Source organism: Pseudomonas atacamensis, assembly GCF_017167965.1.
Lineage (GTDB): Bacteria > Pseudomonadota > Gammaproteobacteria > Pseudomonadales > Pseudomonadaceae > Aquipseudomonas > Aquipseudomonas atacamensis.
The window spans coordinates 5343329-5366477 of the sequence record NZ_CP070503.1; the positions used below are offsets into that span (position 1 = coordinate 5343329).

The window sequence follows — 23149 nt, forward strand, 5'->3', positions numbered from 1 at the left end:
GTCGCAGTGCAATCGCCACAACAAACGCCGCGTACGGTCACCGTTCGCGGCGTTTTGTTGTGCATGGCGGCCTCAGCGCAGCGCTGCGATCACCGCTGTCAGGCTGACCGTTGCCTCGACACCGCGCGCAGTGGCAAAGGCTTGCAGCCCTTGAGCCAGCGTCAAGGTATGTGGCCGCCCGGCGATGGGCAGCATCAGTAGCAGTGGGCGTTGTCCGTCGAAATTGCGCACGATCAGACTGTGTCCGGAGTCCGGATCGGTCAGCACCACATCGTCATCGACCCGTGACATCCACCAATGCCCGCACTCGTCCAGATCCAGATCCAGCAGGCAAGGTTCTGCCGTTTCAGCATCCGAAGCCTGTCGCCCATCGATCACGATGCAGTCCAGGCGCTGGAAGGACGCTTGCGACAACCGATAACCCGAGGTCTGCGCACCGAAAGTCAGCAGCAGCCTGGCAACGTCATCGGGCAACAATGTTTCGATCTCTGTGATGTCATCACCTACCTCAAGCACCATGACCTCGGCGTCGCGATGGGCATAACTGCCGGGCAGCCAGACGCCGTCGTTCGGGCCGGCGCTGAAAATCAACTGGTCGACCGGGTCGAACAACAGCGGCTGCCTGGAGCCACGGGTACCGAGAAATGCCGACCACTGCCCATCGCTGCGCCCGGCCAGATCGAACAGCCGGTCAAGTGGCGGCAGGTAATACAGGTAGCGTCCGGTTGCACTTGCCACTTGTATGACTGCCGCGTGGGCATGCCCTTGCAACAATTCTCGCAGGCGCGCACGTAACTGTTCATCGCTGTGCCCCGGCACATGAGACCAGCGATTTTCCACGCCAACGATCATTGCCGGCTGGTTATCCAGCAATTGCAGATGCACCCCGTCGAGGGTCTGCGCGACCAGCCCTTCACCCTGGCGTCGCACCTCAGCAAAAATCCATGACGTCCAGACCTTTTCAGGCCTGCGGAGCGCCTCCGATTTCAGCAAACGATGGTCCTCGGCAAACACTCCCCGCAGTGCTTTGATCGCCATCAGCGGCTGGCGATAAAGTTGTCCGTTGCTGATTTCAAGCAACCAGACCGCGCTGTTATCCGGGGTCAGACCGAGCAGCGCCAGCTCCTTGCCCTGACCGATATCAGCCACAGCGATTTTGCCATCGACACACCATGCCGCCAGGAACGCCTGACCTGCCACATCACGTAAACCGAAGATCGGCAACGGCAGCAACGGCGCTTTCGTGGCCAGCGCGGGCAATGCGCTCAACCAATCGGGATGTCGCTGCAGCCAACGCGGCCCGACACCGGCGAACCGCAGAATCGACGGCTTATCGGCCTCATCGAGCCACGCCTCATCGCTTCTGTGGGCAAGGGAAGGTACCCCGTACTGAAACACAATCGCGTCGTCGATCGCTGCCGCTGCCGGCACGTCGACGATATCGATTTCGAACAGTCGGCCGTCGTCCTTGGTGGCGATGAAACGCTGATTGGTCTGAGTGACCTCCACCACATCGTGTTCGATCACCACATTCTGCCAATGCCCGACCCGGGGTTCGATGCCGCGACTGATCGTCCGCTCCTGCGGGCTATAGAACAGCACCGCGTTGTTTTCCGAGCTGGACGGCACCAGCATCAACAAGTCCTCGGGCCAGGACCGGTCCTGCCCGGCCTGAATGCACTTGCCCGTCGCCTTGTTCAGCCAGGCCCGGTCGCGCAGCTGCAACCCGGCATAGCCTTCCACGACAATGAACGGAGCATAAGACCAGCCGCTGCTGCTGGCGGCCGTGTCTGGCGATTCGCGCCTGAACGGGGCATCGATTTGTCGAAGCGCTTCGCGCGGTTCGAACCAATAATCCTCTGCCGCGAAAGTGATCTTGCAAGCCGTCAGCTCCACATCCCGACCGGTGATCCGATACTCGATGGTGGTGGTGCCATGCAACGCTTCTGCCGTCAGCTTCTGCACAATCCGCAGCGCACCATCGGCTTGTTGTTGGCAGCCAATGATCGTCGATCCCATACGCGGATTTTTCAGTCGGTAGCGATGCTGGACGGTGCCGGTCAGCACATCGACCCGCCACAGCGATGGATGATCGGGATGATAAAACCACGCATGGCCCGCGCTGACGCCTGCCAGAACCACGCCCTCGTTGACCTCCTGCGGCAGGTTACGTGCGAACAGCACCCGATCCCGCGCGGTGTCGTAATAGCCGGTGGTCACCACTGGCTGGCCCGGCGAATTGAACGGCACTCTGAAGTTACGTAACGGCAAATACGCTGCGGTCAATTGCCCGCTGGTGACCTGAGCGCGCAGATAGCGCAGAACCGGCGCCGGGATGCCGCTGGCTGTCATGTCGGCGCTGCGCAGCTGATCCGCAGCTTTGTTTTCGTAGTCGAGGACAACGCCGATCAGATGCAGGCTGAGGCCTGTCCAGTCGATCCGGAACAGTCCCTCGGCGAGCTCGATGACACCATCGAAACGATTCAACACCAGACCATCGACCAGCATGTCAGGTGCGCTGTCGATGCTGTCCCGTGGCTTTTCCCGAAAACTGACCTGCTCGACCCGGGCCCAGGACGCTTGCACCGTCCACGTCACCCGTTCCCAGCCCTGCGCTTGTTCGAAATTCACCGCCAGCAGGCCTGGCACCAACCGAATCCGGTACTGCCCCTGCGGCGCGGTGATCCGGTAGGCAATCTTCTCGCGCCACTCTGGTGGCAGGTCCGGAACCACCAGTTGGCTGACCTCAGCGCTCAACTGCACCTTGATCGTCGTGACCATGAAGACCGGATGCAGCTTGTAGAGTATGTGCGGCGCAAACGGCGTACTGAACAGGTAGAACACCCGGTTACCGAGCGCGTCATATTCCAGCTGATGTGCCAGACGGTCATGCAACCGCGGATAGCGGGTCGTGGAAAAAGGCACGGCCCCGGCGCTGCCGAGCTGATATTCGTAGCCGAAGTAACAGACGGGTGAACAGGGCAGCACCAGCGCCTCGGGCAAGGTCCCCCAGACGCTGCCGACAGCAGGCCGTTGAAAGGCTCTGGGGATGTTGATCGCGGCATGTCGCCTGGCTGGATCATCGTCGTACTGCGGCAGCTCCAGCGCACTGCCTTTCCATGGGTAAAACTTTTGCCCCTCGAACGCCACCCTTCTGCTGTGCAGATCCACCTCGGTAATCACTGCCAATGACGGGAACTGCAAGACCGCACCAGCGCGTTCGTAAGATTGCTGATAAGCGTCGTGAATCTGCGAGAGGTGCTCGCCAATGGCCGCAGCCTTGTCCATGATCTGCCCGAGATTGCTGGCAACGGCGGTCACCCCGATACCCACGCCCAGTAGCGGCACGGCCAGCGCTGCGGCGAACGCGCCCACCGTTCCGCCCGCTGCCAGAGCGACAAGATCCAGACCCAGCGCCGCCGTGTTGAACGCCAGGGACGTGGAGAACCGCGCTCGCTGCTCATGATTCTCTGCCTGCGTCAGGTTGTAGATGTCGAAGCCGATATTGGCCACGGAAAATGCCACACCAACGCCCGTGGCGGCCTGTCCTGCCAGGCGTGCGGCGAATGAGCCCTGCTGCAACGCCCGCTCGGCCGCTGCTGCCTGACGCACCAGCTGGACGATCTGCACAGCATCGCTGGCGACACCAAAGCCCAGCTGTGCATAACTGACGTACACCTGGATCTGCAGAGCAACGGTCAACGCCGGCACGGTATCGCCAGCGCGGTAATCGCGCTGGCGCATTTCACTGATCAGCGTCTGGATCGCAAAGGCAAAACTCAGCCGGCTGCCACCGTCGTGGTCAGCCGTCTGCCCGGGCCGGGCCGCACCGCCCTGCACGAGTCGTTCGACGTATTGCCTGATTTTCTGAAAGCGCGAATCGCGGGTGATCACCGTCAGGGTGTTTTGCGCATTGCGCGGATCGATCAGGGTAATGCTGTGGCCGCCGTCGGCTTTGTTGCCGAGGGTATCGAGCAACGGCACGTAATCACCCGCCACCTTGTGCTCAAGGCGCAAGCGCTCGGTCGCCTGCTCGAACTCGCTGGCCCAGTAGCGTGCATCCAGTTGCGCGAGACTGGCGCCCAGTCGAGCGTTTTCGCCCAGAGATCGGGTGCGGGCCAACGCTTGTTTGTGCCAGATCGACGCTCCCTGCGGATCGGCCAGTGCAACGTTGTGCAGAAAACTGTCCACGCGCAGATCCGATGATAGCCTGCGTTCGGCGATCGCCGAGGTGTCCAGTTCGATCACGTTGAATGGCGCGTTGGCCGCATCGCCCAGACCATAAAGCTTCGCCAGCGCGTTATCGTCTGCGCTCAGATAATGCTCTACGCCACGCTGCAACTGCGCACCATCGGCAAACCCATAGATAGCAAAGTTGGGGTCGTAGAAGCGATAGGCCGCGTGCTCACCGGTTCGCACTTTGGCCAGCAGCAGGGCGTGGTCGCCGGTGTCGAGCAGCAACACCGCAGGTGCCGCACTGGCGTCAAGCGCAGCCATGATGCCGTCCAGGCGTTGCACGCCGCGAGCGCTGCCGACCTCGCCGGTGGGCAAGGCGCGCAGTTCGTCCAGCGCACTGCGCAACGCCCGCGAGCCAAGTTCGTCGGGACTCGCGCTGGCGCTGGCGACATGCCCGACCAACGCCCGCTCCGCCGGCTCGCCAGCTGCAACGGCGGCGCCCATCAGCAGCACCAGCGGATAACAGCGGCGCCCCGGGTCGCCTGCGTTGTGCTGCAACAGATCCTGCGGCAACTGCTTGACCGACACCGCGCCGGCCTTGAAAAAGACGTCACGCACCTGGCCGCTGCGCTGCAAGATCTGCGTGCGAAACTCCTGCCGGGCGCTGCGCTTGATCTGGCCGATACGCTCGCCCCACTGGCGCAGCGTCAGCGGCTCGGACATGGCTTGCACCTTGAGCTCGCGAGTCGTCGATGTGGCCGTCGGCAGGTCGCGTCCCAGCCCGTTCTCGAACGCCGCCGAGCGGCGCTGGCGCACGGCTTTTTCAATCGCATCGTAGCGCGCGAAAGTGCCGTCGCGGTCAGTTGCGATGGCCAGGTCGCGCACCTGTTGCCAGGTATCGGCGAAGCCGCCCTCGTCCACGCTCGTCGCGCCGAAAATCCCCCCGAGCACGACCCGCATCGCGGGGCTCAGTTGCTCCAGCGGCAGCGTGCCGTGGGCGATGCGGCTGAACAGTTCGTTGAGATGGCTGACGGAATCCGCGCCACGGGAGCTCGGCGCCACGACAGGTCCTTGCGCCAGCACCTGTTGGCGGGTGTCGAAGTCGATGACCACGGCTTGATCGAAGGTAACCTCCCCGCTCAGCTTGTCTCGCATCGCTCGGATGAACGGCTCGCCCAGATCATCCATCAAGCGCTGCAGCACCGCGGTCAACAGCACCGGTTTGCCTTCGACAACGGGCCAGCCGCGTTCGAAGGTCAGGCTTCGATCACTGAGCAGGTCGGACAAGCGTCCGGCATAACGGGATTTGAGCTTGCCCTCGGCCCACCGGGCGTGTTCCATCTCCAGCCAGTCTTTTTCCGTGCCCCTGACGATCCAGCCGGAAATGGTTTCCTCTTCGGTATTGACGTTGTAGCCCTCGCGCAAACGCTGTTGCGCCAGCACCTGACGAGTGAAAAACGGATCGCAATTGGCTTCAATGTATTCATGCAATCCGGCGAGGGCCGCGCCGGGGCCGGTGAGCGTTACCGTTCCCCCCGCGTCATTACGAATGCCGTCCTGGTAATAGGTGACAACCGCTTTGAGCAATTGGTAGGCATAAGCTTCATTCCAGTTGGTGAAGTTCGACCTGACCAACATCTCTTCGATGACTGCCGCAGCGACCGTGGTCAGGGTTTCACTGTCGGCCCACCCGGATCCCGAGTTGGCCATGCGTCTTTCAACTTCAGTAAGCACGTCGTAATTAAGCCGAATCACTTGCATGATCGACATCGTCATGCCGCTGCCCGGCTGGGCGATGAAATGTGCATTCATTTCTTCGCCGATTTGCAGCCCCATGCGAAAGCCGTTCTCGCCGGCCTCCACGGTTTGTGGCGGCACGAACAGTTCAAGCACGTCGGGTTTGCTGCGAGCAAAATCCTCGAGAAGTTGTTTATGTTGTTGTGGAAGACTGTCGGTTCTGTCGGGGTAATGCTGTGGATCGCGTCCAGGCATCAACTGCGGGTCATTGTTCAATAGAAGTTGCAGAACACCGATTTTCTGCGTCTGGCTGTAATCGCTGATATCGACACCGCCCAACTTGTCGAGCAGTGGCGGCAGATAATCCATGTCGGTATAACGCCCGCCTTCACGAAGTTCCGCCTGCAAGCGCACTACATCGCTCGCCGCAGCGAAATTGCCACGCATCGACACTTCGCGACGGTAGACGTCCGCCAGCAAGTCATCGGCAAAGGCGTGAGATACATCGCGTAATTGCAGATCCGCGCCAACCATCGCCAGATGGCTGTCGAGGCAGCGCTGACGAAAAGCCTGCAGCGTCGCGCGGTCCTTGCCATAAGCACGCACCATCAGATCGATGCGCGCTTGATCGGCTCGCCCATTCCACTTCGGCTGGCTGAGGTAGTCGAACATCTGCTGTTTCAACACCCGTGCGCGGTCTTCAATCATCGTCGCCAGTTGCCCGGCATGCTTGAGTGCAGCGCCACCGGACGCCATCGCATCAGCCCTGGCACTGTCGAGAATGACCCGGTTCATCTCGAAAGCCAGCAACGCATCGCTGTCGTACCAAAGGTTGAAGCGGTAACCCTCCGCCGCCATCACCTGGCGCCAGATATTCATGTAATCGCGCTGATTGACACCGACTTCGCTGCCGCCAACCCAAACGAAATGGATGACCTTCGGAACCGGCCGGGTCAGCCCCGACAACATTTCCACGGTCGTCGAAAGCCGTGACAGATAACGTTGCAGCCCGCGCGCAATGTCATCGACAGCCACCGGGACAGGGGTTTTCTTGCGTTTGAGCAGCGCTGCAAGTTGCTCTTGAAACAGGCTCGCCAGGGTCAACAACGACACCGGATCGGTCGTTTGACTGGCTTGCTGGTAACAATCGTTCAGCGCTTGGTACTGCGCCGAGGCAGAGAACTCCCGTAACGCCTTGGAGATCACCGAATACTCTTGCGCAGATATGAACGCTCGCCCGAACGAATAATCGTTTTTCAAAGCCATTACACACTCCTTGTTTATTAAATGGCTCATTGACCGCGCACACTTTCGCGCCGCTGCAGAGCGGTAGATTGATTTGAACGACACTGGACAAGTGCTGTGAACACAGCACCCTAGTGGGCGAATACGCGCCACACAAACAACAAGGAATACAAAGCTTGTCCCCGGCAATATCTGATAACACCGGAGCAGTACGCTGTAACGGCAGCGAAATAATTAGCGGAGCGGCGCGACCGTCGGGCATAAAAAATGGCCCTGCCCTGTGGGACATGACCATTGTTTATTGCTGGTGGAAAACAATTGAAACTTCAATCGGACTTACAACCGCTCAAACTTTCCCGTCGCAGAGAATTGCATGAGCGGAGGTTTTTTCAGGACAGCGGTTTTTCACCATACCAACGCGGCGTGTACACCCATTCACCGCCCCCGGCACGGGCGAAGGTGCAGGTGGTCGAAGAGCCGATCAACACCATGGTGCGCATGTCCACCTGTTCCGGTGTCAATGCACCCAGGGTCGTGGTGCGCAGCGTCTGCCCCGGCCGGCCGATGTCCCGACCGAGCACCACCGGTGTTTCAGGCAAGCGGTGCTGCGCAACAATCTCCAGCGCCCGGCCCAACTGCCACGGGCGCGCCCGGGAAATCGGGTTGTAGAACGCCAGGGCCAGATCCGCTTCGGCGGCCAGATCCAGACGTTTCTCGATGATCGCCCACGGCTTGAGGTTGTCCGACAGCGACATCACGCAGAAGTCGTGGCCCAGCGGCGCACCGGCCTGAGCCGCAGTGGCCAGCGAGGCGGAAACACCCGGGAGGATTTCCAGATCAACGCTGTGCCACGCCGGATCGTCCGATTCGTGCAGAGCTTCGAGCACCGCGGCGGCCATGGCGAATACCCCCGGGTCGCCCGAGGAAACCACGATCACCGAGCGGCCTGCGGCGGCGAGCCTGAAGGCATGGCGGGCACGCTGCATTTCTTCACGATTGTCGGTGCAGTGCTGCACCTGATCATCGCGGAACGGGCCGGCCATGCGCACGTAGGTTTCGTAGCCCAGTACATCGGTGGCGCGGGCCAGTTCGGCTTTCACCGCTGGCACCATCAGTTCGGCGGCGCCGGGGCCAAGGCCAATGACCGCGAGGCGACCACGCGGGCGGCCGATCTGCGCGACGTCCAGCGGTTGCTCGGCAATCGCGATCGCCAGATGTTCTGCGCTGATCACCTTCGCCGCAGGCACTGCAACCCGGGCCAACGTCTGAAGATCGTTTTGCGCCGCGACGAAGCGCAGCGGCACGCCCAACTCAAGCGCAGCCTCGCGCAAAGTCGATGCGGCCATTTCAGCGTCCGCTGCCACCAGACACGCCAGTGCCGGCACGGCGACGCTGGCCTGTTGCAACGCAGTGCGAATGGCGTTCGGCAGATCCGCCACCTCAGCACTCACCGCCACCGCCACACTGCGCGGGTAGATCAGCAATTCATCGGCACTGGCCACCCGCTGCGCACTGCTCACATGAATCGACCGCTGCGCCTGCGGATCCTGCGGCAACTGCGCCTGATCCAGCCATGGCGCCGCGCCTTCGATGCGCACGCTGTGCCCGGCGAGCAGATCGGAAACGAAGCGTTTGCCCGATTCCAGATCCGCCAGTGCATAGCCGCTCGGCGGATTGAGCAGGCAGGTGCCAAAGCGCAATTCGCCGCTGGTGGTGATCGCCGGCGCGACTTGCAGCGCCGCCGCAATCTCCCGGGCCATGACATTGACCCCACCGAGTCCACCCAGCAACGGCACCACCGCGCTGCCGTCTTCGGCCACCGCCAGCACGGCGGGTTCGGCGCCTTTCTCCAGCAACAGCGGCGCCAGTGTGCGAATGACAATGCCGGCCGCGCACAGGGCAATGATCGGCGTGTCCTGTTGATACAACGCGCGCAGGGTCGCGCCGAATTCCTCATAGCGGCTGTCGGCGCCTTCAACCCGTCCGGTAAGGCCATGGATTTGCGCCGCCGGATAGACCTGTTGAATGCGCCGCGCCGTGGCGAGGCTGCCCTGGCCGAGAATGACGATGGCGGGAGTCGCTCGGCTCATCAACCTTGCCACCGTTCGCCCGGGACGATGATCAGCGAGAAGTACGGCGAGGACATCGGCTCGACCTGATCCATCGGCACGATCTTCTGATTGGCCATGGTCGCGCGCTCGACATACAGCGCACGCTCGGCGAGACCGAGTTCTTCCAGCACCTGACGCACCTTGGGAAAGTTGCGCCCCAGCTTCATGATCACCGCCGCATCGGCATCGGCCAGGCGCCGCTTCAATTCTTCCTGGGGCAGCACGCCGGAAAGCACCGACAGGCTCTGATTGCGATACACCAGCGGCGCGCCGAGCACCGAAGCGCCGCCGAGCATCGAGCACACGCCCGGCACGACTTCGGCCTCATAACGGCTGGCGAGGCGGTCATGCAGGTACATGTAGGAACCGTAGAAAAACGGATCGCCTTCGCAAATCACCGCCACATCGCGGCCGGCATCCAGATGCTCGGCGACCGCCACAGCGGCTTCGTCGTAGAAATCGCTGATGACCTGTTCATAGGACAGCGGCGCCGGCAACGCCTCGGTGGTCACCGGATAAACCAGCGGCAGCAAATTCTGCGCCTCGACCAGATGCGCCTCGATGATGCCGAACGCATTGCCCTTCTTGCCCTTGGCCACGAAATACGCGACCACCGGCGATTCGCGCAGCAGGCGCAAGGCTTTGACGGTGATCAGTTCCGGATCACCGGGGCCGACACCGAGGCCGATCAGACGTCCTTTGGCCTGCATCATTCGATCTCCGTGGCGAGGGCATTGACGGCGGCGGCGGCCATGGCACTGCCGCCCAGCCGGCCTTGCATGATCACGAACGGCACGCCGCGACTGTCGGCGGCCAGTGCCGCTTTCGATTCGGCAGCACCGACGAAGCCGACCGGGAAACCGAGGATCAGTGCCGGTTTTGGCGCGCCGGCGTCGAGCATTTCCAGCAAGTAGAACAGCGCGGTCGGTGCGTTGCCGATCACCACCACACTGCCTTCGAGGTGCGGGCGCCACAGTTCCAGCGCGGCGGCCGAGCGGGTGTTGCCCAGCTCACGGGCAAGCTCCGGCACGCTGTCGTCGCGCAAAGTGCAGATCACTTGGTTATTGGCCCGCAGGCGCGCGCGGGTCACGCCTTCGGAGACCATCCGCGCGTCGCAGAGAATCGGCGCACCGGCCGCCAGAGCATCGCGCCCGGCCTTGCCCGCGCCCTCGGAAAATTGCAGACCGTCGACGGCCTCGACCATGCCGCAGGCGTGAATCACCCGCACCGCAAGTTTTTCCAGATCGGCGGGAATGCGCGCCAGATTGGCCTCGCGGCGAATGATCGCGAAGGAGTTGCGATAGATCTCCTGACCGTCGCGGATGTAATCAAGCATCAAGGGGGCTCCGGGAGCGGGCGTCGAGCAGGGTCGCGGCCGCTTCAATAGTAAGGTTGCAGGCGTGCAGCGTGCCGAAACCGGGTTGTGCTGCATCGCGAAAATAGAGGTCGTAATGACCCGGGGCGACGGCCAGCAGCGTGGCTGGCGCGCAATGGGCGGCGGCGCAGGAGCGCGAGCAGCCCGACAGGTGCACGCTGAGCCCTGCGGGCAGCAAAGGTGCCAGTTGCCGGGCATCCTGTTTGGTGTCGGCAAGGCCTTTTCCGCAGCCATCGGCGCCGGTGCAGGCGATCAGGCGAGCCAGTGGTTCGGCCTCGGTCGTCAACAGACCCAACGCCCGCAACTGCTCAAGCACGTTGTCGGTATCCGTGGCTTTCACGTTCGGCAGCAGCAGGCTCTGCCACGGCGTGAAGCGCAGACTGCCATCGCCAGACTGTCGGGCCAGTTGCGCCGCGCCACGCAGCATCGCCGGATCGAGACGGCCCAGTGGCGGCACCGCGCCGACGTAGCAGCGGCCTTGCGTGTTCTGCTGATGAGCGCCGATGTGCAGCGCGTCTGCCGACGCCGGGCGCTGCCAATTGCTGATTGCCTTGAGCGATACGCGCTCGCGCAACGATTCGAGAAACGCGAGCTTGGGCAACTCATCGAGCAGATGGCGCATCCGTGTTTGCTCTGGCCGGGCCAGGTCGAGGAACAGTTCCAGCGCGGCGACCACCAGCGCGTGAGCGTTGTCCTGAGTCACAGCGCCGAGAGGCCGATCGATTGGGCAACCGGCCAGACCGAATGCCCAGAGGATATCGCCGTCACGCTCGAACGCCGACAGCCACAGATCATGCGGATGCTCAAGCATTGCCAGCGCTTCGCCGCCATCGAGCTGCACGGCGAACTTGGCGCTCAACTCATGGAAGCGCGGATGGCTTTGCAAGGTGTCGAGGATTTGCCCTGCGAGCGGGCGCGTGTCGATCAGCATCTGCCGATCGATACCGGCGGCCGGGCTGAGCATCAGATTGCGCACATCGTCGCCGGCAGCGTTCTTTGGCCCGAGGCCAGCGGCCAGCAAGCGCTCGATCAGCGCTGCCGATTGCGCACCGATGCCGCGAATCTGCAGATTGCCGCGATTGGTCGCTTCGATCGCACCGCTCGCAAACGCTTCGGCGGCAGCGGCCACCGCATCGGCCTGATCAGCACTGATCGAACCGCCATCGAGCTTGATCCGACAGATACCGCCGTCCAGTGCCTGGACGATACGCAGCAACCCCGGGCAGGCCGAGGGGCGTAAGGCAGTGGACATCGGGCGTTCGTTCAAGGGGCTGACCGGTTGCGTGGCAGAAGCGCTTCGCGGGCGAAGGCGCGGTATTATGCCTGCTTTGCCCACCGGTATGAAAAGTCTGCCCTCTGTCTCGACCGGTGGGGCAGGCAGGCTTCAGTTGTTGCCTCTGCCGCGCTCTCAGGTCAGGGCGATAATCTGCTTTTCGCGCCGCTCACCCAATAACGCAATAATCCTGGCTCTCGAGAAACAGTAATCATCGGCATCTATAAGAGCCTTGTAGCAATCAACAGCAAGGTTGCCCACTATCTGCTCAGCATTGAAGCGTCGCTCAAGCACATTGCCCGGAACAGGCTCTTTGACGGCAAACGAAATGACGACCATCGTAATCGTCGATTCCGCAGATACGCTGCCAAGCATGAAGCGAATCGACTTGTCCTCTTGCAGAATATTTCGCTGAAGCAACTCAAGGGCCGCACCGTTGCTCTCCAGTTGCGAGGTCAGATTGGCAATTACCTGTTGGTTCAAAACTGCCGGCGACCATCCTTGCAAGAGTTCTTGAGTCAACTCCAGCAAAGTAAAAGTATCGGGCGTTGTGACAGGCGCGCTGATAACCGGATCGTCGAAAAACAAAGCACCGGTGACTTTCAAAGCCGTTTTATTGGCATCATTCCATGCCTCGTATTCAACAGCATCGGGAACTTTATGCGAGGCGACCGTTTGTGAATAAAGCAGCGCATCGAGACTGTCATCAATGTCAGATGCCGACAGCTCTTTACTCACCAGCACTAATGCCCCTGCGCATACGAAAACCTTCGAAATCGCGAACATTTGCATCTCCCACAAAAAAACCAGAGGCTTGCGCCTCTGGCATTAATCACTTTCAGACCGATTGGCCAAATTCGTAGCTGAGGGCTTTCTCACGCTGCTCCGTCAGAGCCTTGACAATCAATGGTTCTACCATTGCATAGTCTTCCTCATCCATATACATCGTGGCACCGGCGTTATAAATCTCCACAGCAGATGTTGCCCATTCTACAAACAGTACTTTGGTAGGTTGAGCCGAAGCCAGATATTGCACAGCAGCGATTGCCAGGGTGATACCACCTTCATCATCCTGCGAAGCCGCACTCATGCAAAAGTTGCCACCTTCGGCTTTCTTCGAGTTGTTCTCGAACAGCGTCAGGGCCTGTGGTTCATTTTTCAATGCATCCATGGTTGCATCTGCCACAGAGGACAATACTTTAAGAGCCGCCTGGCCCTGCCCTACCGCAGCACCAACAGCGGTATGCAGAACAGACAGGACAACATTGTCCATGGTCAGCTTTTGCGAAGTAGCGGTATATCGATTATAAGGCTGGCTGAAAGCAAACCAGCCAGCCAGTTTCATCAATCGCATAAACTCGTTATAGCGCTGTTCTTTCTGGTTGGACGCCGGATATTTGAGCAAGGCAACCAGATCGGCATACATGTAGGTGTTTTTAACGATTCGCTTGCTGCGCTTGGACATGCTTGCATCAAAGCCTGCAATACCCGAGCCCATGATTGCAGCATTCAGTTCATCTTTATCAATCGGCAAGCTACTGCCAACACTTGCCGAACGCGAACGCAGCACTGGCTGCGCAGCGATAAAGTCATTGGTTTGTGCAATCAAACCAAACCGCTCAACAGCGGACATTACATCTTTATTCAGCTCAGTCATAAATGGATTCCTTTCATGGTTAAAACACCGACTTGGTGTGGAAAACAAACTAGCCACAGCACCGGAGTTAATCAAATCGAAAATCCATGCATTTAATTTCAGACCGTCATACAAATCATCAAACAAAGCTGTACAACTAACATCAAGCGCCCCGAGCCAACTCAATTTCACGCGTGCGCATATCAAGCACTGCAGCAGCCAACTGAAGCCGATTTTCATTTATCGCGGCAGACCTGATCAAAAAGCGCCTGGAGCGGATATCAAGCTCCGAACCCGTATGCTGAATAGTCCAGAACAAATAGGTAGAGGGCCACTTCGCGTCAAGCAAGCGAACATTACTGATGACAATTTCCAATTCCCTATTGAAATTGTACTGAGCAGGGGAAAAACGAAAATCGCTCCATTCCCGAGCGCCACCTCTAAATACATCTATTGCATCTGAATGTGTCTCAAGCATATGGAACGCTTCCTTCATTAGCCCGACTTTCTCCCGACTTAGTTGTTGCGACAAGGATCGCGCCCAGACGTCCAGCGCATTGCCGGTAAAGTTCTTGTCAACATGGATTACCGGAGCCTGCTCCAGGCTCCAGCCGACAGACCAAAGCACCCCAGAATAATATTCGAACCAAGCAGCTGGCTCACTGTTTCTGTTATGACGCAAATCGGCTCTGTATTCTGCCCAGCGCATACTGTCTTTGACGAATCGTTTGTCTTCCGGCGTCAACCCGGAAAAGAAGGACAACAGATTATTACCCATCACCGTCGCACTGCCTTGGTTGGGCAGTGCCGAGATACTGTTCAAAACATCGCTCATTTCAATTATCCATTCGATTATTCAACTTACTAAAAAAGTACCTTCCAGATATTCACAAGTACTTTCAGCGGAACGCCGATTCAATACTTGCGAAGAACTCGAAAAACCACAAAAAACAATGTAAACATTCAATGTCGGCGTTCCTGAAAAAAGGACAGCAGCCAGTTATCGATTGTCGCGTTATCATGTCGCCCGCTTCGCTGGACGCAGGATCTGGAGTATGAAATGGGCGATTGGCTGACCGTTGTGGGTATTGGTGAAGACGGCTTCAAGGGCCTGGGCAAGAATGCCCGGCGTGCTCTGCTGGGCGCTTCGCGGATCGTCGGCGGCCAGCGTCAGCTGGACCTGCTGCCGCCGTGCATCGGCGGCGAGCGGCAATTGTGGCCGAGTCCGTTTTCCCTCGCGCCAGTGCTCGAGTCGCGTGGCGAGCCGGTCTGCGTGCTGGCCAGCGGTGATCCGATGTTTTACGGCGTCGGTGCCAGTCTGGCGCGTCATGTGCCGAGCGCCGAGATGGCGATCATCCCCGCCCCTTCGTCCTGCGCATTGGCGGCGGCGCGCCTGGGCTGGCCGTTGCAGGAGGTGACGGTTGTGTCGCTGGTGGCGCGTCCGTTGGCGGCACTCAATGCGCATCTGTTCAGCGGCGTGCGTCTGTTGTTGCTGAGCAATGACGGCAACAGCCCGGCCGCCGTTGCGCAATTGCTCCGCGAGCGTGGTTTCGGCGCAAGTCGCATGACTGTTCTGGAACATCTGGGCGGCGACGCCGAACGACGTATCGAACGCAGCGCCAGCGAATGGGGCGATGCGGCGGTCGCCGACCTCAATGTCGTCGCTGTCGAGTGTCTGGCCGAACCCGGTGTTACCGGCCTGTCGCGCCTCGCCGGTCTGCCCGATTCGGCGTTCCGCCACGATGGCCAGTTGACCAAGCGCGACGTGCGCGCCATCACCCTCGCCCGCCTGGCGCCGAAGCCCGGCGAACTGCTCTGGGATGTCGGCGCCGGCAGCGGCTCGATCGGCATCGAGTGGATGCGTGCGCACCCGAGCTGTCGTGCCATGGCGGTCGAGGCCGACGAGGGCCGTCAGCAATTGATCGAACACAACCGCGATGCGCTGGGCGTACCCGGCCTGCAACTGATTCGTGGCAAGGCGCCGCAAGCACTGGATAACCTCGAACGGCCGGACGCTGTTTTTATCGGCGGCGGCGTCACCCGTGAGGGTGTATTCGAAACCTGCTGGGACCGGCTCAAGCCCGGCGGCCGATTGGTGGCGAACGCCGTGACCCTGCAAAGCGAAGTCACCCTGATGCATTGGCGCGAACAATACGGCGGTGAGCTGACGCGCATCCATGTCGCCCAGGCGCAGCCGCTCGGCGAGTTCGACACCTGGCGTCAGGCGTTGCCAATCACCCTGCTGGAACTGGTCAAACCCCTCGATGCGTGACGAAACCGCCGAACAACCCGCGCCCCTGCGCAGCGGCCTCACCACCGGCAGCTGCGCCACCGCCACCAGCCTCGCCGCCGCGCGCCTGTTGCTCACCGGCATCGCTGCCGACGCGGTGCACATCACTTTGCCCAAGGGCAAACAGGTGCAGATGCGCCTGGAGTTCTGCCGCCTGAGCGCGGGCGGCGCCGAGGCCGGTACGATCAAGGATGCCGGCGATGACCCTGATGTCACCCACGGCGCCCTGCTTTACTCACAGGTGCGCCTGTCAGCCGAACCGGGAATTCGCTTCAACGCCGGTGTCGGCGTCGGCACGGTGACCCGACCGGGTCTGGTATTGGCCGTCGGCGAGCCGGCGATCAATCCGGTGCCGCGCAAGATGATCAGCGATCACCTGGCCTTGCTCGCCGCCGAAACCGGCTACGGTGGCGGCTTCGAGGTCACGGTCAATGTCGAGGGCGGCGCAGAACTGGCGCTGAAAACCATGAATCCACGGCTGGGCATTCTTGGCGGCCTGTCGATCCTCGGTACCAGCGGCATCGTCCGACCGTTTTCCTGCGCCGCTTACATCGCCTCGATCCATCAGGGCATCGACGTAGCGAAAACCAACGGCTATCTGCACATCGCCGCGTGCACCGGCAACGCCAGCGAAGACACCATGCGCCGGGTCTATGACCTGCCGGAAATCGCCCTGATCGAGATGGGTGACTTTGTCGGCGCGGTGCTCAAGCATCTGCGCAAAGTACCTGTGGATAAACTCAGCCTGTGCGGCGGCTTCGGCAAGATCAGCAAACTCGCCGCCGGGCATATGGATCTGCATTCGCGGCATTCGAGCATCGATTTGCCGCAGCTGGCCGAATGGGCGGCGGCGATTGGCGCGGACCCGGCGTTGCAGCAAGGCATTCGCGAAGCCAATACCAGCCAACAAGCCTTGGCCATGGCGAGTGCGGCGGGCATTGCTTTGGGGGATGAGGTTTGTCGCCATGCGCTGAATTTCGCTCGCAGCGTAGTGCCGGCGCAGGTGCAGGTCGAGGTGTTTGCCATTGATCGTCAGGGCGGGATTGTCGGCCACGCCGGAGGTTTTGCATGAAACGGATCTTGCTGCTCGGCGGCGTGACTGAAGCGCTGGCGATTGCCCGCACGCTCGGCCCACAACATATCTACAGCCTCGCCGGCGTTGGCCGGGTGCCGAGCGATTTGCGCTGCCAGGTTCGGGTCGGCGGCTATGGCGGCGCTGAGGGTCTGGCGCAGTTCATCGCCGATGAAGGTGTCGATCTGCTGCTCGACGCCACGCACCCGTACGCTGCACAAATCAGCGCCAACGCCGCCCGCGCGGCACAGCTGGCCGGCATCCCCTGCTGGGCCTTGCGTCGCCCGGCGTGGCAACCGCAAGCGGGCGATGACTGGCGCGAGGTCAGTGACTGGGCCGAACTGATCACAGCGCTGCAACCATTCCACCGCCCGCTGTTCACCCTCGGCCGTGAACCGCTGCAACACCTCGACGAAATCCCCGCCCACCAGTTCTGGACCCTGCGCGCCCTCGACGTCTATCCCGGCAACGCGCGCTGCGAAGTGATCGGCGCACGCGGCCCGTTTTTGCTGGAAGACGAGCGAGCGCTGTTCGAGCGCAGGCAGATCGATGTGCTGATCAGCAAGAACAGCGGCAGCAGCGCGACTGAGCCGAAGCTGGAGGTGGCGCGTGAGCGGGGAGTGCCGGTGCTGGTGTTGAAGCGCCCGGGGTTGCCGGGGGTTGATCGGGAGTTTGGATCAGTCGCTGAAGTCCTCGCTGCCCTTTCCCACTGAATCGGCACGGCCCTTTGTGGGAGCGAGCCTGCTCGCGAAGACGTTCGGGACTACCTGAAACCCCCCAGCGGATCTGGGCCAATACATCAAGGGCTGTGAACTGGAAGACTCGGGAGATGGGCAACTTAACCGAGCAGCAGGTCGAGACGTTATGCAGACCATACGAGCACGAATAGAGACCGATGCGGATTTCGCCCAGGCATTGCGAATCGAAGCCGCTACACTCATTCATAACGGCGAAATCGAAACGGGGCGCAGGCTGTTACAACTTTTGCAGCAAGCACTGCGACACCAAACCGCACGACGCTTTTTTACTTATCGGCCCTGATCAGGCTAAATGGGCCGCGCCTGATCGCCCACCCAACGGACCTGTCCCATGAACCGACGCCGGTTAGCATTTGCCTGGATCGCCTGCTTTGCAGTGCTGTTCAACATGCTCGCCATGCCGCTGAGCGGGGCGATGGCGCAGGCGGCCAGTTCACCGGCCGAGCAGATACTCTGGAGCAGTTTCTGCACCGGCAGCGGCATGAAGATGATGGCGATCGACATCGGTGCCACGGATCAGAAGGCCCCGCAAAACGACAACCATTCGAACATGCAGCACTGCTGGTGTTGCTCAGGTGGGGCGCCATTGCTGGCGCTGCCGGGGCATTCGCCGCAGCTGTATTTCGCGCCATTTGAAAGCAACCGCAGCGTTGCGCCCGTCTCCCTGCAAACCCCGACGCCGCGCCAGCAATGGCCGAGTCTCAATCCCCGTGCCTCCCCTCTGGTCTGATTGGTTCGCGCCACAAATCCGCGTTTCAAATCGCTCTGGAGAACTGCCATGTTGAAGAAACTCTTCGTCCTCGCTGCGCTGTTGTTGCCGGCGTGCTTTGCCCATGCCCACGAATACAAGGTGGGTGCGCTGGAAATCGCCCATCCGTGGTCGCAGGAACTGCCGCCGAATGCGCCGACCGTCGCCGCCTATTTCATCATTCACAACACCGGCAAAAGCGCCGATCGCCTGCTCAGCGTCGACTCGCCCATCGCTGCACAAGCGCAGTTGCACGAGCACGTCATGCAGGGCGATCTGATGAAGATGCAGCAAGTGCCAAGCGTGCAAATCCCCGCCGGCGGCACCGTGACCTTCGCGCCGATGGCTTATCACGTGATGCTGCTCAACCCGAGCGATCGCAGTCTGCTCAGCGACGGCAAGCGCTTCCCGATGACCCTGCATTTCGAAAAAGCAGGTGACGTCTGCGTTGAAGTTGCCGTGCAGAAGAAAGCGCCGGAATCCGCCCAGGGCCACGTGCACGCTCAGTAACCGTTTCGGCTGACTTCGCCCATGCGTCCGTTGCGCGCCAGGCCCGTCCCGCATCACCGTCAGACTCAAGCGCTGACGCGTGGCAGCTGGATCGCCCTGTTCGCCATGTTGATGATCTTCATCGGTCCACTGATTTCTCAGTCGATGCCGATGGATCAAAACGCCTCGACGTCGATGCCAATGAGCATGGACATGTCGATGGACATGCCCGGCATGGATCACAGCGGCCATGACGCCCAGCCTGCTGCCGAGCATTGCCCGCCGCAATCTTCGCATCACGTGCTGTGGGAAAAATGCGGCTATTGCAGCCTGCTGTTCAATTGCCCGGCACTGACCGGCGGCGGCGATTTCGTCGCTTTCAACATCACGCCACCCAACACCTTCACCCCACCCTCGCCGCGTCTGGGCCATGCCCGCCAACCCTTCTTCCCCGGCGCCCGCACCCGCGCCCCGCCCATCGCCGCGTAAACACACACCTCTGATTGCACACGGTTGAGAAGACAGCTCCACGCTGCCGGCCGTGGTGTTTACGACTGTTCGATGGAAATTGTCATGTCCAGGTTTACTGCTGTCCCCTGCGCGGAATCTGCCCGCGCGCACTTTGCCCTGAGCGAATCGCGGATTCGTTGCAGGCACGCTATTGCCGTCCTTTGCGGCGTACTGCTGACTCCGCTGGCGCTGGCCGACGATCACGCTGGCCACGAAAATGAACTGAGCCCGACGGTGATCACTGCAGTCGCCCCAAGCTCGCCACTGACGATCGTCACCAACCCCAAGGATCCGCGCCAACCGGTGCCGGCCAGTGACGGCGGCGATTACCTGAAGACCATTCCCGGCTTCGCTCTGGTGCGCAATGGCGGCACCAACGGCGATCCGGTGCTGCGCGGCATGTTCGGTTCGCGCCTGAACATCCTCACCAACGGCAGCATGATGCTCGGCGCTTGCCCTGGCCGGATGGACGCGCCGACTTCGTACATCTCGCCGGAAACCTACGACAAGCTCACGGTGATCAAAGGTCCGCAGACTGTCCTGTGGGGGCCGGGCGCATCGGCCGGTACGGTGCTGTTCGACCGAGAACCGGAGAACTTCGGCGAACTCGGCACGCGCGTCAACGCCAGCCTCCTGGCGGGCTCGCATGGGCGTTTCGACAAGGTTGTCGACGCGGCTGCCGGCGGTCCGTTGGGCTACGTGCGAGTCATCGGCAACACCGCGCATTCGGACGATTACCGCGATGGCAACAACGACCTCGTCGCCTCGCGCTACGACAAGTGGAACGGCGATGTCACACTAGGCTGGACGCCGGATGCCGACACCTTGATCGAACTCACCGCCGGCAAGGGCGACGGCGAGGCGCGGTATGCCGGGCGCGGCATGGACGGTTCGCAATTCCTGCGCGAAAGCCTCGGCCTGCGTTTCGAGAAATCCAACATCAGCGAGGTGCTGGAAAAACTTGAGGCACAGGTCTATTACAACTACGCCGACCATGTGATGGATAACTACACCCTGCGCACCCCGTCCGGCACCGGGATGATGGCAGGGCCCATGGCGTCCAACGTCGACCGCCGTACCCTCGGTGCACGGATCAAAGCAACCTGGCGCTGGGCTGATGTTCAGCTGATCACCGGACTCGACGCACAGACCAACGAGCACCGCCAGCGCAGCTCAATGGGCATCGATACCTACAAGGACCTGCCGTACAGCAAGGACGCCGATTTCCACAATTACGGCGTGTTCAGCGAAATGACCTGGTACGCCGCCGAGCGTGATCGCTTGATCACTGGCGCACGGGTGGATCGCGCTTCGGCCAAGGATTACCGGCAGACCACCGGGTCGGGGATGATGTCCCGCCCCAACCCGACCGCCGACGACACCCGCGCCGACACCCTGCCCAGCGGCTTCATCCGTTACGAGCATGACCTCGCCGACAGCCCGACCACGCTCTATGCAGGCCTCGGCCACGCGCAACGCTTTCCGGATTACTGGGAATTGTTTTCACCCAAGTCCGGCCCGGCAGGATCGGTCAATGCGTTCGACTCGATCAAACCGGAAAAGACCACGCAGTTCGACTTTGGCGTGAACTACAGGAGCGCCGACCTCGAAGCCTGGGCCTCGGGTTACATCGGTGTGGTACGCGATTACATCCTGTTCGACTACACGCCGGGAATGATGGGCATGAGCACCTCGCGCGCCGAGAACATCGACGCGCGGATCATGGGTGGCGAACTGGGAGCTGCCTACAACCTCACCGACAACTGGAAAGCCGATGCGACCCTGGCCTACGCCTGGGGCAAGAACAGCAGTGACGGCTCGGCATTACCGCAGATGCCGCCGCTGGATGCGCGTTTCGGCCTGACCTACAGCCAAGACAACTGGAGCGCCGGCGCACTCTGGCGAGTGGTCGCCGCGCAGCACCGGATCGACGCGAACAAGGGCAACGTGGTCGGCAAGGATTACGCCCAGAGCTCCGGCTTCGGCGTGTTCTCGCTCAACGGCGCGTACCGCATCAACCAGCACTGGAAGGTCAGCAGCGGCGTCGACAACCTGTTCGGCAAAGCCTACGCCGAGCACCTGAACCTGGCTGGCAACGCCGGGTTCGGTTACCCGGCCAATGACCCACAGGCAATTAATGAACCGGGGCGCACGCTCTGGACCAAAGTGGATATGAGTTTCTGACACCAACACCTACCCATGCGGGAGCGAGCCTGCTCGCGAAGACGGCGCCACGGTCGGCATTGATATCGACTGAACAACCGCTTCGCGAGCAGGCTCGCTCCCACAGGTAAACAGACAACGAAAAGAACCAAGCCAAGCGGAGCACACGTGATGCAAAAGCCTCAACCCAATTTCTACAACCTGGCCTGGCGCTGGCATTTCTATGCCGGGCTGTTCGTCGCACCGTTCATGGTGATGCTGGCCCTGACCGGGATCATTTATCTGTTCAAACCGCAGCTCGATTTGCTGATGTACAGCAGCCTGCTCGAAGTACCGGTCGGGCACCACACGGTGCCGGCCGATGACTTGCTGCAACGGGTGAAAGCTGCCTATCCGCAGGGCCAGGTCACCCAGTACCTGCCGCCGGTGAATGCCGAGCGCAGCGCGCAATTCGTGGTGAAAAATGCAGGTCACGAACTCAACGTGTTCGTCGATCCGTACCACGGTGACATCCTCGGCGAGCAGGATGCCAAGCAGAATCTGCAAGCCATCGCCCGTGCGATCCACGGCGAATTGATGATTGGTACGGTCGGCGATCGGCTGATCGAAATGGCCGCTGGCTGGGGCGTGGTGCTGGTGGTCTCGGGGCTGTTTCTGTGGTGGCCGCGCGGTCAGGCGGCGGGCATTCTATGGCCGCGTTTGAACAGCCGCGGTCGAGTGTTGTGGCGCGATCTGCATGCGGTCACCGGGTTCTGGGGCGCGACATTGCTGCTGGTGATGTTGCTCAGCGGCATGACCTGGACCGGTTTCTGGGGCAAGCAATACGCGCAGGTGTGGAACGTGTTTCCCGCCGCCATGTGGGACAACGTGCCGACCTCCGACATCGAGGCACGCAGCCTCAACAGCGCGACCCGCCAGACCGTGCCGTGGGCGATGGAAAACACACCGATGCCGATGTCCGGCGACCACGCCGAACACATGAATCACGGCAACGCCCATGCCGGCCCCGCAGCACCCGAAGTCAGCCTGCAGGATGTGCAGAACATCGCCAGTGAGCGCAAGGTCGAGCCCGGCTACAGCATCACCCTGCCGACTACCGCCACCGGAGTGTTCACCATTGCCGTATTCGCCGATGACCCGCGCAACGACGCCACCCTGCATATCGATCAGTACACCGGCAAGGTCCTCGCCGATGTGCGCTTCAAGCACTACGGCACCGTTGCTCGCGCTACCGAAATCGGCGTGATGCTGCATGAAGGCAAGATGTTCGGCACCTTCAACCAGATCGTTGTGCTGCTGATCTGCCTGATGATTCTGCTCAGCGCCGTCAGTGGTGTAGTGATCTGGTGGAAACGCCGGCCTGAAGGCAAGTTCGGTGTGCCGCCGTTGCGCCATGATTTGCCGACATGGAAAACCGGCGTGGCGATCATGCTGGTGCTGGCGGTGGTGTTTCCGCTGGTGGGGGCTTCGCTGCTGTTCGTGTGGTTGCTTGACCGGTTCGTCTTGCCACGAGTCGCCCGGCGCACCGTCGATCTACCGCGCTGATATTTGGCGCGGGCTCAGTGG

The 23149-nt window shown here is 61.2% G+C and carries 16 protein-coding genes; 8 read left to right on the plus strand and 8 right to left on the minus strand.

Going from position 1 to position 23149, the window contains the following annotated elements; genetic code table 11:
• Positions 1-72 precede the first annotated feature (72 nt).
• The 8 genes from JWU58_RS24355 to JWU58_RS24390 all read right to left on the minus strand — a co-directional run bounded on the left by JWU58_RS24355 (position 73) and on the right by JWU58_RS24390 (position 14388).
• The gene (locus JWU58_RS24355; RefSeq protein WP_206421121.1) at positions 73-7179 is read right to left on the minus strand and encodes a TcdA/TcdB pore-forming domain-containing protein; all 7107 of its coding nucleotides are present in this window, start codon (positions 7177-7179) and stop codon (positions 73-75) included.
• Positions 7180-7547: 368 nt separating this feature from the next.
• The gene (gene cobJ / locus JWU58_RS24360) at positions 7548-9248 is read right to left on the minus strand and encodes a precorrin-3B C(17)-methyltransferase (RefSeq protein ID WP_206421122.1); all 1701 of its coding nucleotides are present in this window, start codon (positions 9246-9248) and stop codon (positions 7548-7550) included.
• Complete coding sequence (locus JWU58_RS24365) at positions 9248-9982, minus strand: precorrin-2 C(20)-methyltransferase (protein WP_373877941.1); 735 nt, start codon at positions 9980-9982, stop codon at positions 9248-9250. The genes cobJ and JWU58_RS24365 overlap by 1 nt, the downstream gene beginning before the upstream one ends.
• On the minus strand, positions 9979-10605 hold the full coding sequence (locus JWU58_RS24370) for a precorrin-8X methylmutase (RefSeq protein ID WP_206421123.1): 627 nt from the start codon (positions 10603-10605) through the stop codon (positions 9979-9981). The genes JWU58_RS24365 and JWU58_RS24370 overlap by 4 nt, the downstream gene beginning before the upstream one ends.
• Positions 10598-11896 carry a precorrin-3B synthase gene (gene cobG / locus JWU58_RS24375; protein ID WP_277425669.1) on the minus strand — a complete coding sequence of 433 codons (1299 nt, stop codon included), beginning with the start codon at positions 11894-11896 and terminating at the stop codon, positions 10598-10600. The genes JWU58_RS24370 and cobG overlap by 8 nt, the downstream gene beginning before the upstream one ends.
• Positions 11897-12052: 156 nt before the next feature.
• Entirely contained in the window at positions 12053-12703 is a 651-nt protein-coding gene (locus tag JWU58_RS24380) for a hypothetical protein (RefSeq protein ID WP_123443905.1), read from the minus strand.
• A gap of 52 nt (positions 12704-12755) precedes the next feature.
• Positions 12756-13793: a hypothetical protein gene (locus JWU58_RS24385; protein WP_148049958.1), complete on the minus strand. Its 1038-nt coding sequence runs from the start codon at positions 13791-13793 to the stop codon at positions 12756-12758.
• The gene (locus JWU58_RS24390) at positions 13717-14388 is read right to left on the minus strand and encodes a hypothetical protein (protein WP_130926974.1); all 672 of its coding nucleotides are present in this window, start codon (positions 14386-14388) and stop codon (positions 13717-13719) included. The genes JWU58_RS24385 and JWU58_RS24390 overlap by 77 nt, the downstream gene beginning before the upstream one ends.
• Positions 14389-14613: 225 nt before the next feature.
• On the opposite strand from JWU58_RS24390, the gene cbiE reads away from it, so the two are divergent.
• The 8 genes from cbiE (at position 14614) to JWU58_RS24430 (ending at position 23128) form a co-directional block, all read left to right on the plus strand.
• On the plus strand, positions 14614-15825 hold the full coding sequence (gene cbiE / locus JWU58_RS24395; RefSeq protein WP_123443908.1) for a precorrin-6y C5,15-methyltransferase (decarboxylating) subunit CbiE: 1212 nt from the start codon (positions 14614-14616) through the stop codon (positions 15823-15825).
• Positions 15818-16915: a cobalt-precorrin-5B (C(1))-methyltransferase gene (locus tag JWU58_RS24400; protein ID WP_123443909.1), complete on the plus strand. Its 1098-nt coding sequence runs from the start codon at positions 15818-15820 to the stop codon at positions 16913-16915. Before cbiE ends, JWU58_RS24400 begins: the two co-directional genes overlap by 8 nt.
• Positions 16912-17628 (plus strand): cobalt-precorrin-6A reductase, encoded by a 717-nt coding sequence (locus JWU58_RS24405; protein ID WP_123443910.1) that lies wholly within the window; start codon positions 16912-16914, stop codon positions 17626-17628. Before JWU58_RS24400 ends, JWU58_RS24405 begins: the two co-directional genes overlap by 4 nt.
• Before the next feature lie 376 nt (positions 17629-18004).
• Entirely contained in the window at positions 18005-18403 is a 399-nt protein-coding gene (locus JWU58_RS24410) for a DUF2946 domain-containing protein (protein ID WP_123443912.1), read from the plus strand.
• Between the two features lie 48 nt (positions 18404-18451).
• The gene (locus JWU58_RS24415) at positions 18452-18931 is read left to right on the plus strand and encodes a copper chaperone PCu(A)C (RefSeq protein WP_123443913.1); all 480 of its coding nucleotides are present in this window, start codon (positions 18452-18454) and stop codon (positions 18929-18931) included.
• A 21-nt stretch (positions 18932-18952) separates the two neighbouring features.
• Entirely contained in the window at positions 18953-19399 is a 447-nt protein-coding gene (locus JWU58_RS24420) for a DUF2946 domain-containing protein (RefSeq protein WP_123443914.1), read from the plus strand.
• A gap of 84 nt (positions 19400-19483) precedes the next feature.
• Positions 19484-21604: a TonB-dependent copper receptor gene (locus JWU58_RS24425; protein ID WP_123443915.1), complete on the plus strand. Its 2121-nt coding sequence runs from the start codon at positions 19484-19486 to the stop codon at positions 21602-21604.
• A 150-nt stretch (positions 21605-21754) separates the two neighbouring features.
• Positions 21755-23128, plus strand: a complete 1374-nt coding sequence (locus JWU58_RS24430) for a PepSY-associated TM helix domain-containing protein (RefSeq protein WP_206421124.1) — start codon at positions 21755-21757, stop codon at positions 23126-23128.
• The last annotated feature ends 21 nt before the right edge of the window (positions 23129-23149 follow it).

Bases quoted from the DNA above. Each gene is read 5' to 3' on its own strand.
- JWU58_RS24380 (WP_123443905.1), bottom strand. From the start codon at position 12,703: ATGTTCGCGATTTCGAAGGTTTTCGTATGCGCAGGGGCATTAGTGCTG.
- JWU58_RS24410 (WP_123443912.1), top strand. From the start codon at position 18,005: ATGAACCGACGCCGGTTAGCATTTGCCTGGATCGCCTGCTTTGCAGTG.
- JWU58_RS24355 (WP_206421121.1), bottom strand. From the start codon at position 7,179: ATGGCTTTGAAAAACGATTATTCGTTCGGGCGAGCGTTCATATCTGCG.
- JWU58_RS24365 (WP_373877941.1), bottom strand. From the start codon at position 9,982: ATGATGCAGGCCAAAGGACGTCTGATCGGCCTCGGTGTCGGCCCCGGT.
- JWU58_RS24390 (WP_130926974.1), bottom strand. From the start codon at position 14,388: ATGAGCGATGTTTTGAACAGTATCTCGGCACTGCCCAACCAAGGCAGT.
- cobJ (WP_206421122.1), bottom strand. From the start codon at position 9,248: ATGAGCCGAGCGACTCCCGCCATCGTCATTCTCGGCCAGGGCAGCCTC.
- JWU58_RS24400 (WP_123443909.1), top strand. From the start codon at position 15,818: ATGCGTGACGAAACCGCCGAACAACCCGCGCCCCTGCGCAGCGGCCTC.
- JWU58_RS24420 (WP_123443914.1), top strand. From the start codon at position 18,953: ATGCGTCCGTTGCGCGCCAGGCCCGTCCCGCATCACCGTCAGACTCAA.
- JWU58_RS24385 (WP_148049958.1), bottom strand. From the start codon at position 13,793: ATGAAAATCGGCTTCAGTTGGCTGCTGCAGTGCTTGATATGCGCACGC.
- JWU58_RS24415 (WP_123443913.1), top strand. From the start codon at position 18,452: ATGTTGAAGAAACTCTTCGTCCTCGCTGCGCTGTTGTTGCCGGCGTGC.
- JWU58_RS24405 (WP_123443910.1), top strand. From the start codon at position 16,912: ATGAAACGGATCTTGCTGCTCGGCGGCGTGACTGAAGCGCTGGCGATT.
- JWU58_RS24370 (WP_206421123.1), bottom strand. From the start codon at position 10,605: ATGCTTGATTACATCCGCGACGGTCAGGAGATCTATCGCAACTCCTTC.
- JWU58_RS24425 (WP_123443915.1), top strand. From the start codon at position 19,484: ATGTCCAGGTTTACTGCTGTCCCCTGCGCGGAATCTGCCCGCGCGCAC.
- cbiE (WP_123443908.1), top strand. From the start codon at position 14,614: ATGGGCGATTGGCTGACCGTTGTGGGTATTGGTGAAGACGGCTTCAAG.
- cobG (WP_277425669.1), bottom strand. From the start codon at position 11,896: ATGTCCACTGCCTTACGCCCCTCGGCCTGCCCGGGGTTGCTGCGTATC.
- JWU58_RS24430 (WP_206421124.1), top strand. From the start codon at position 21,755: ATGCAAAAGCCTCAACCCAATTTCTACAACCTGGCCTGGCGCTGGCAT.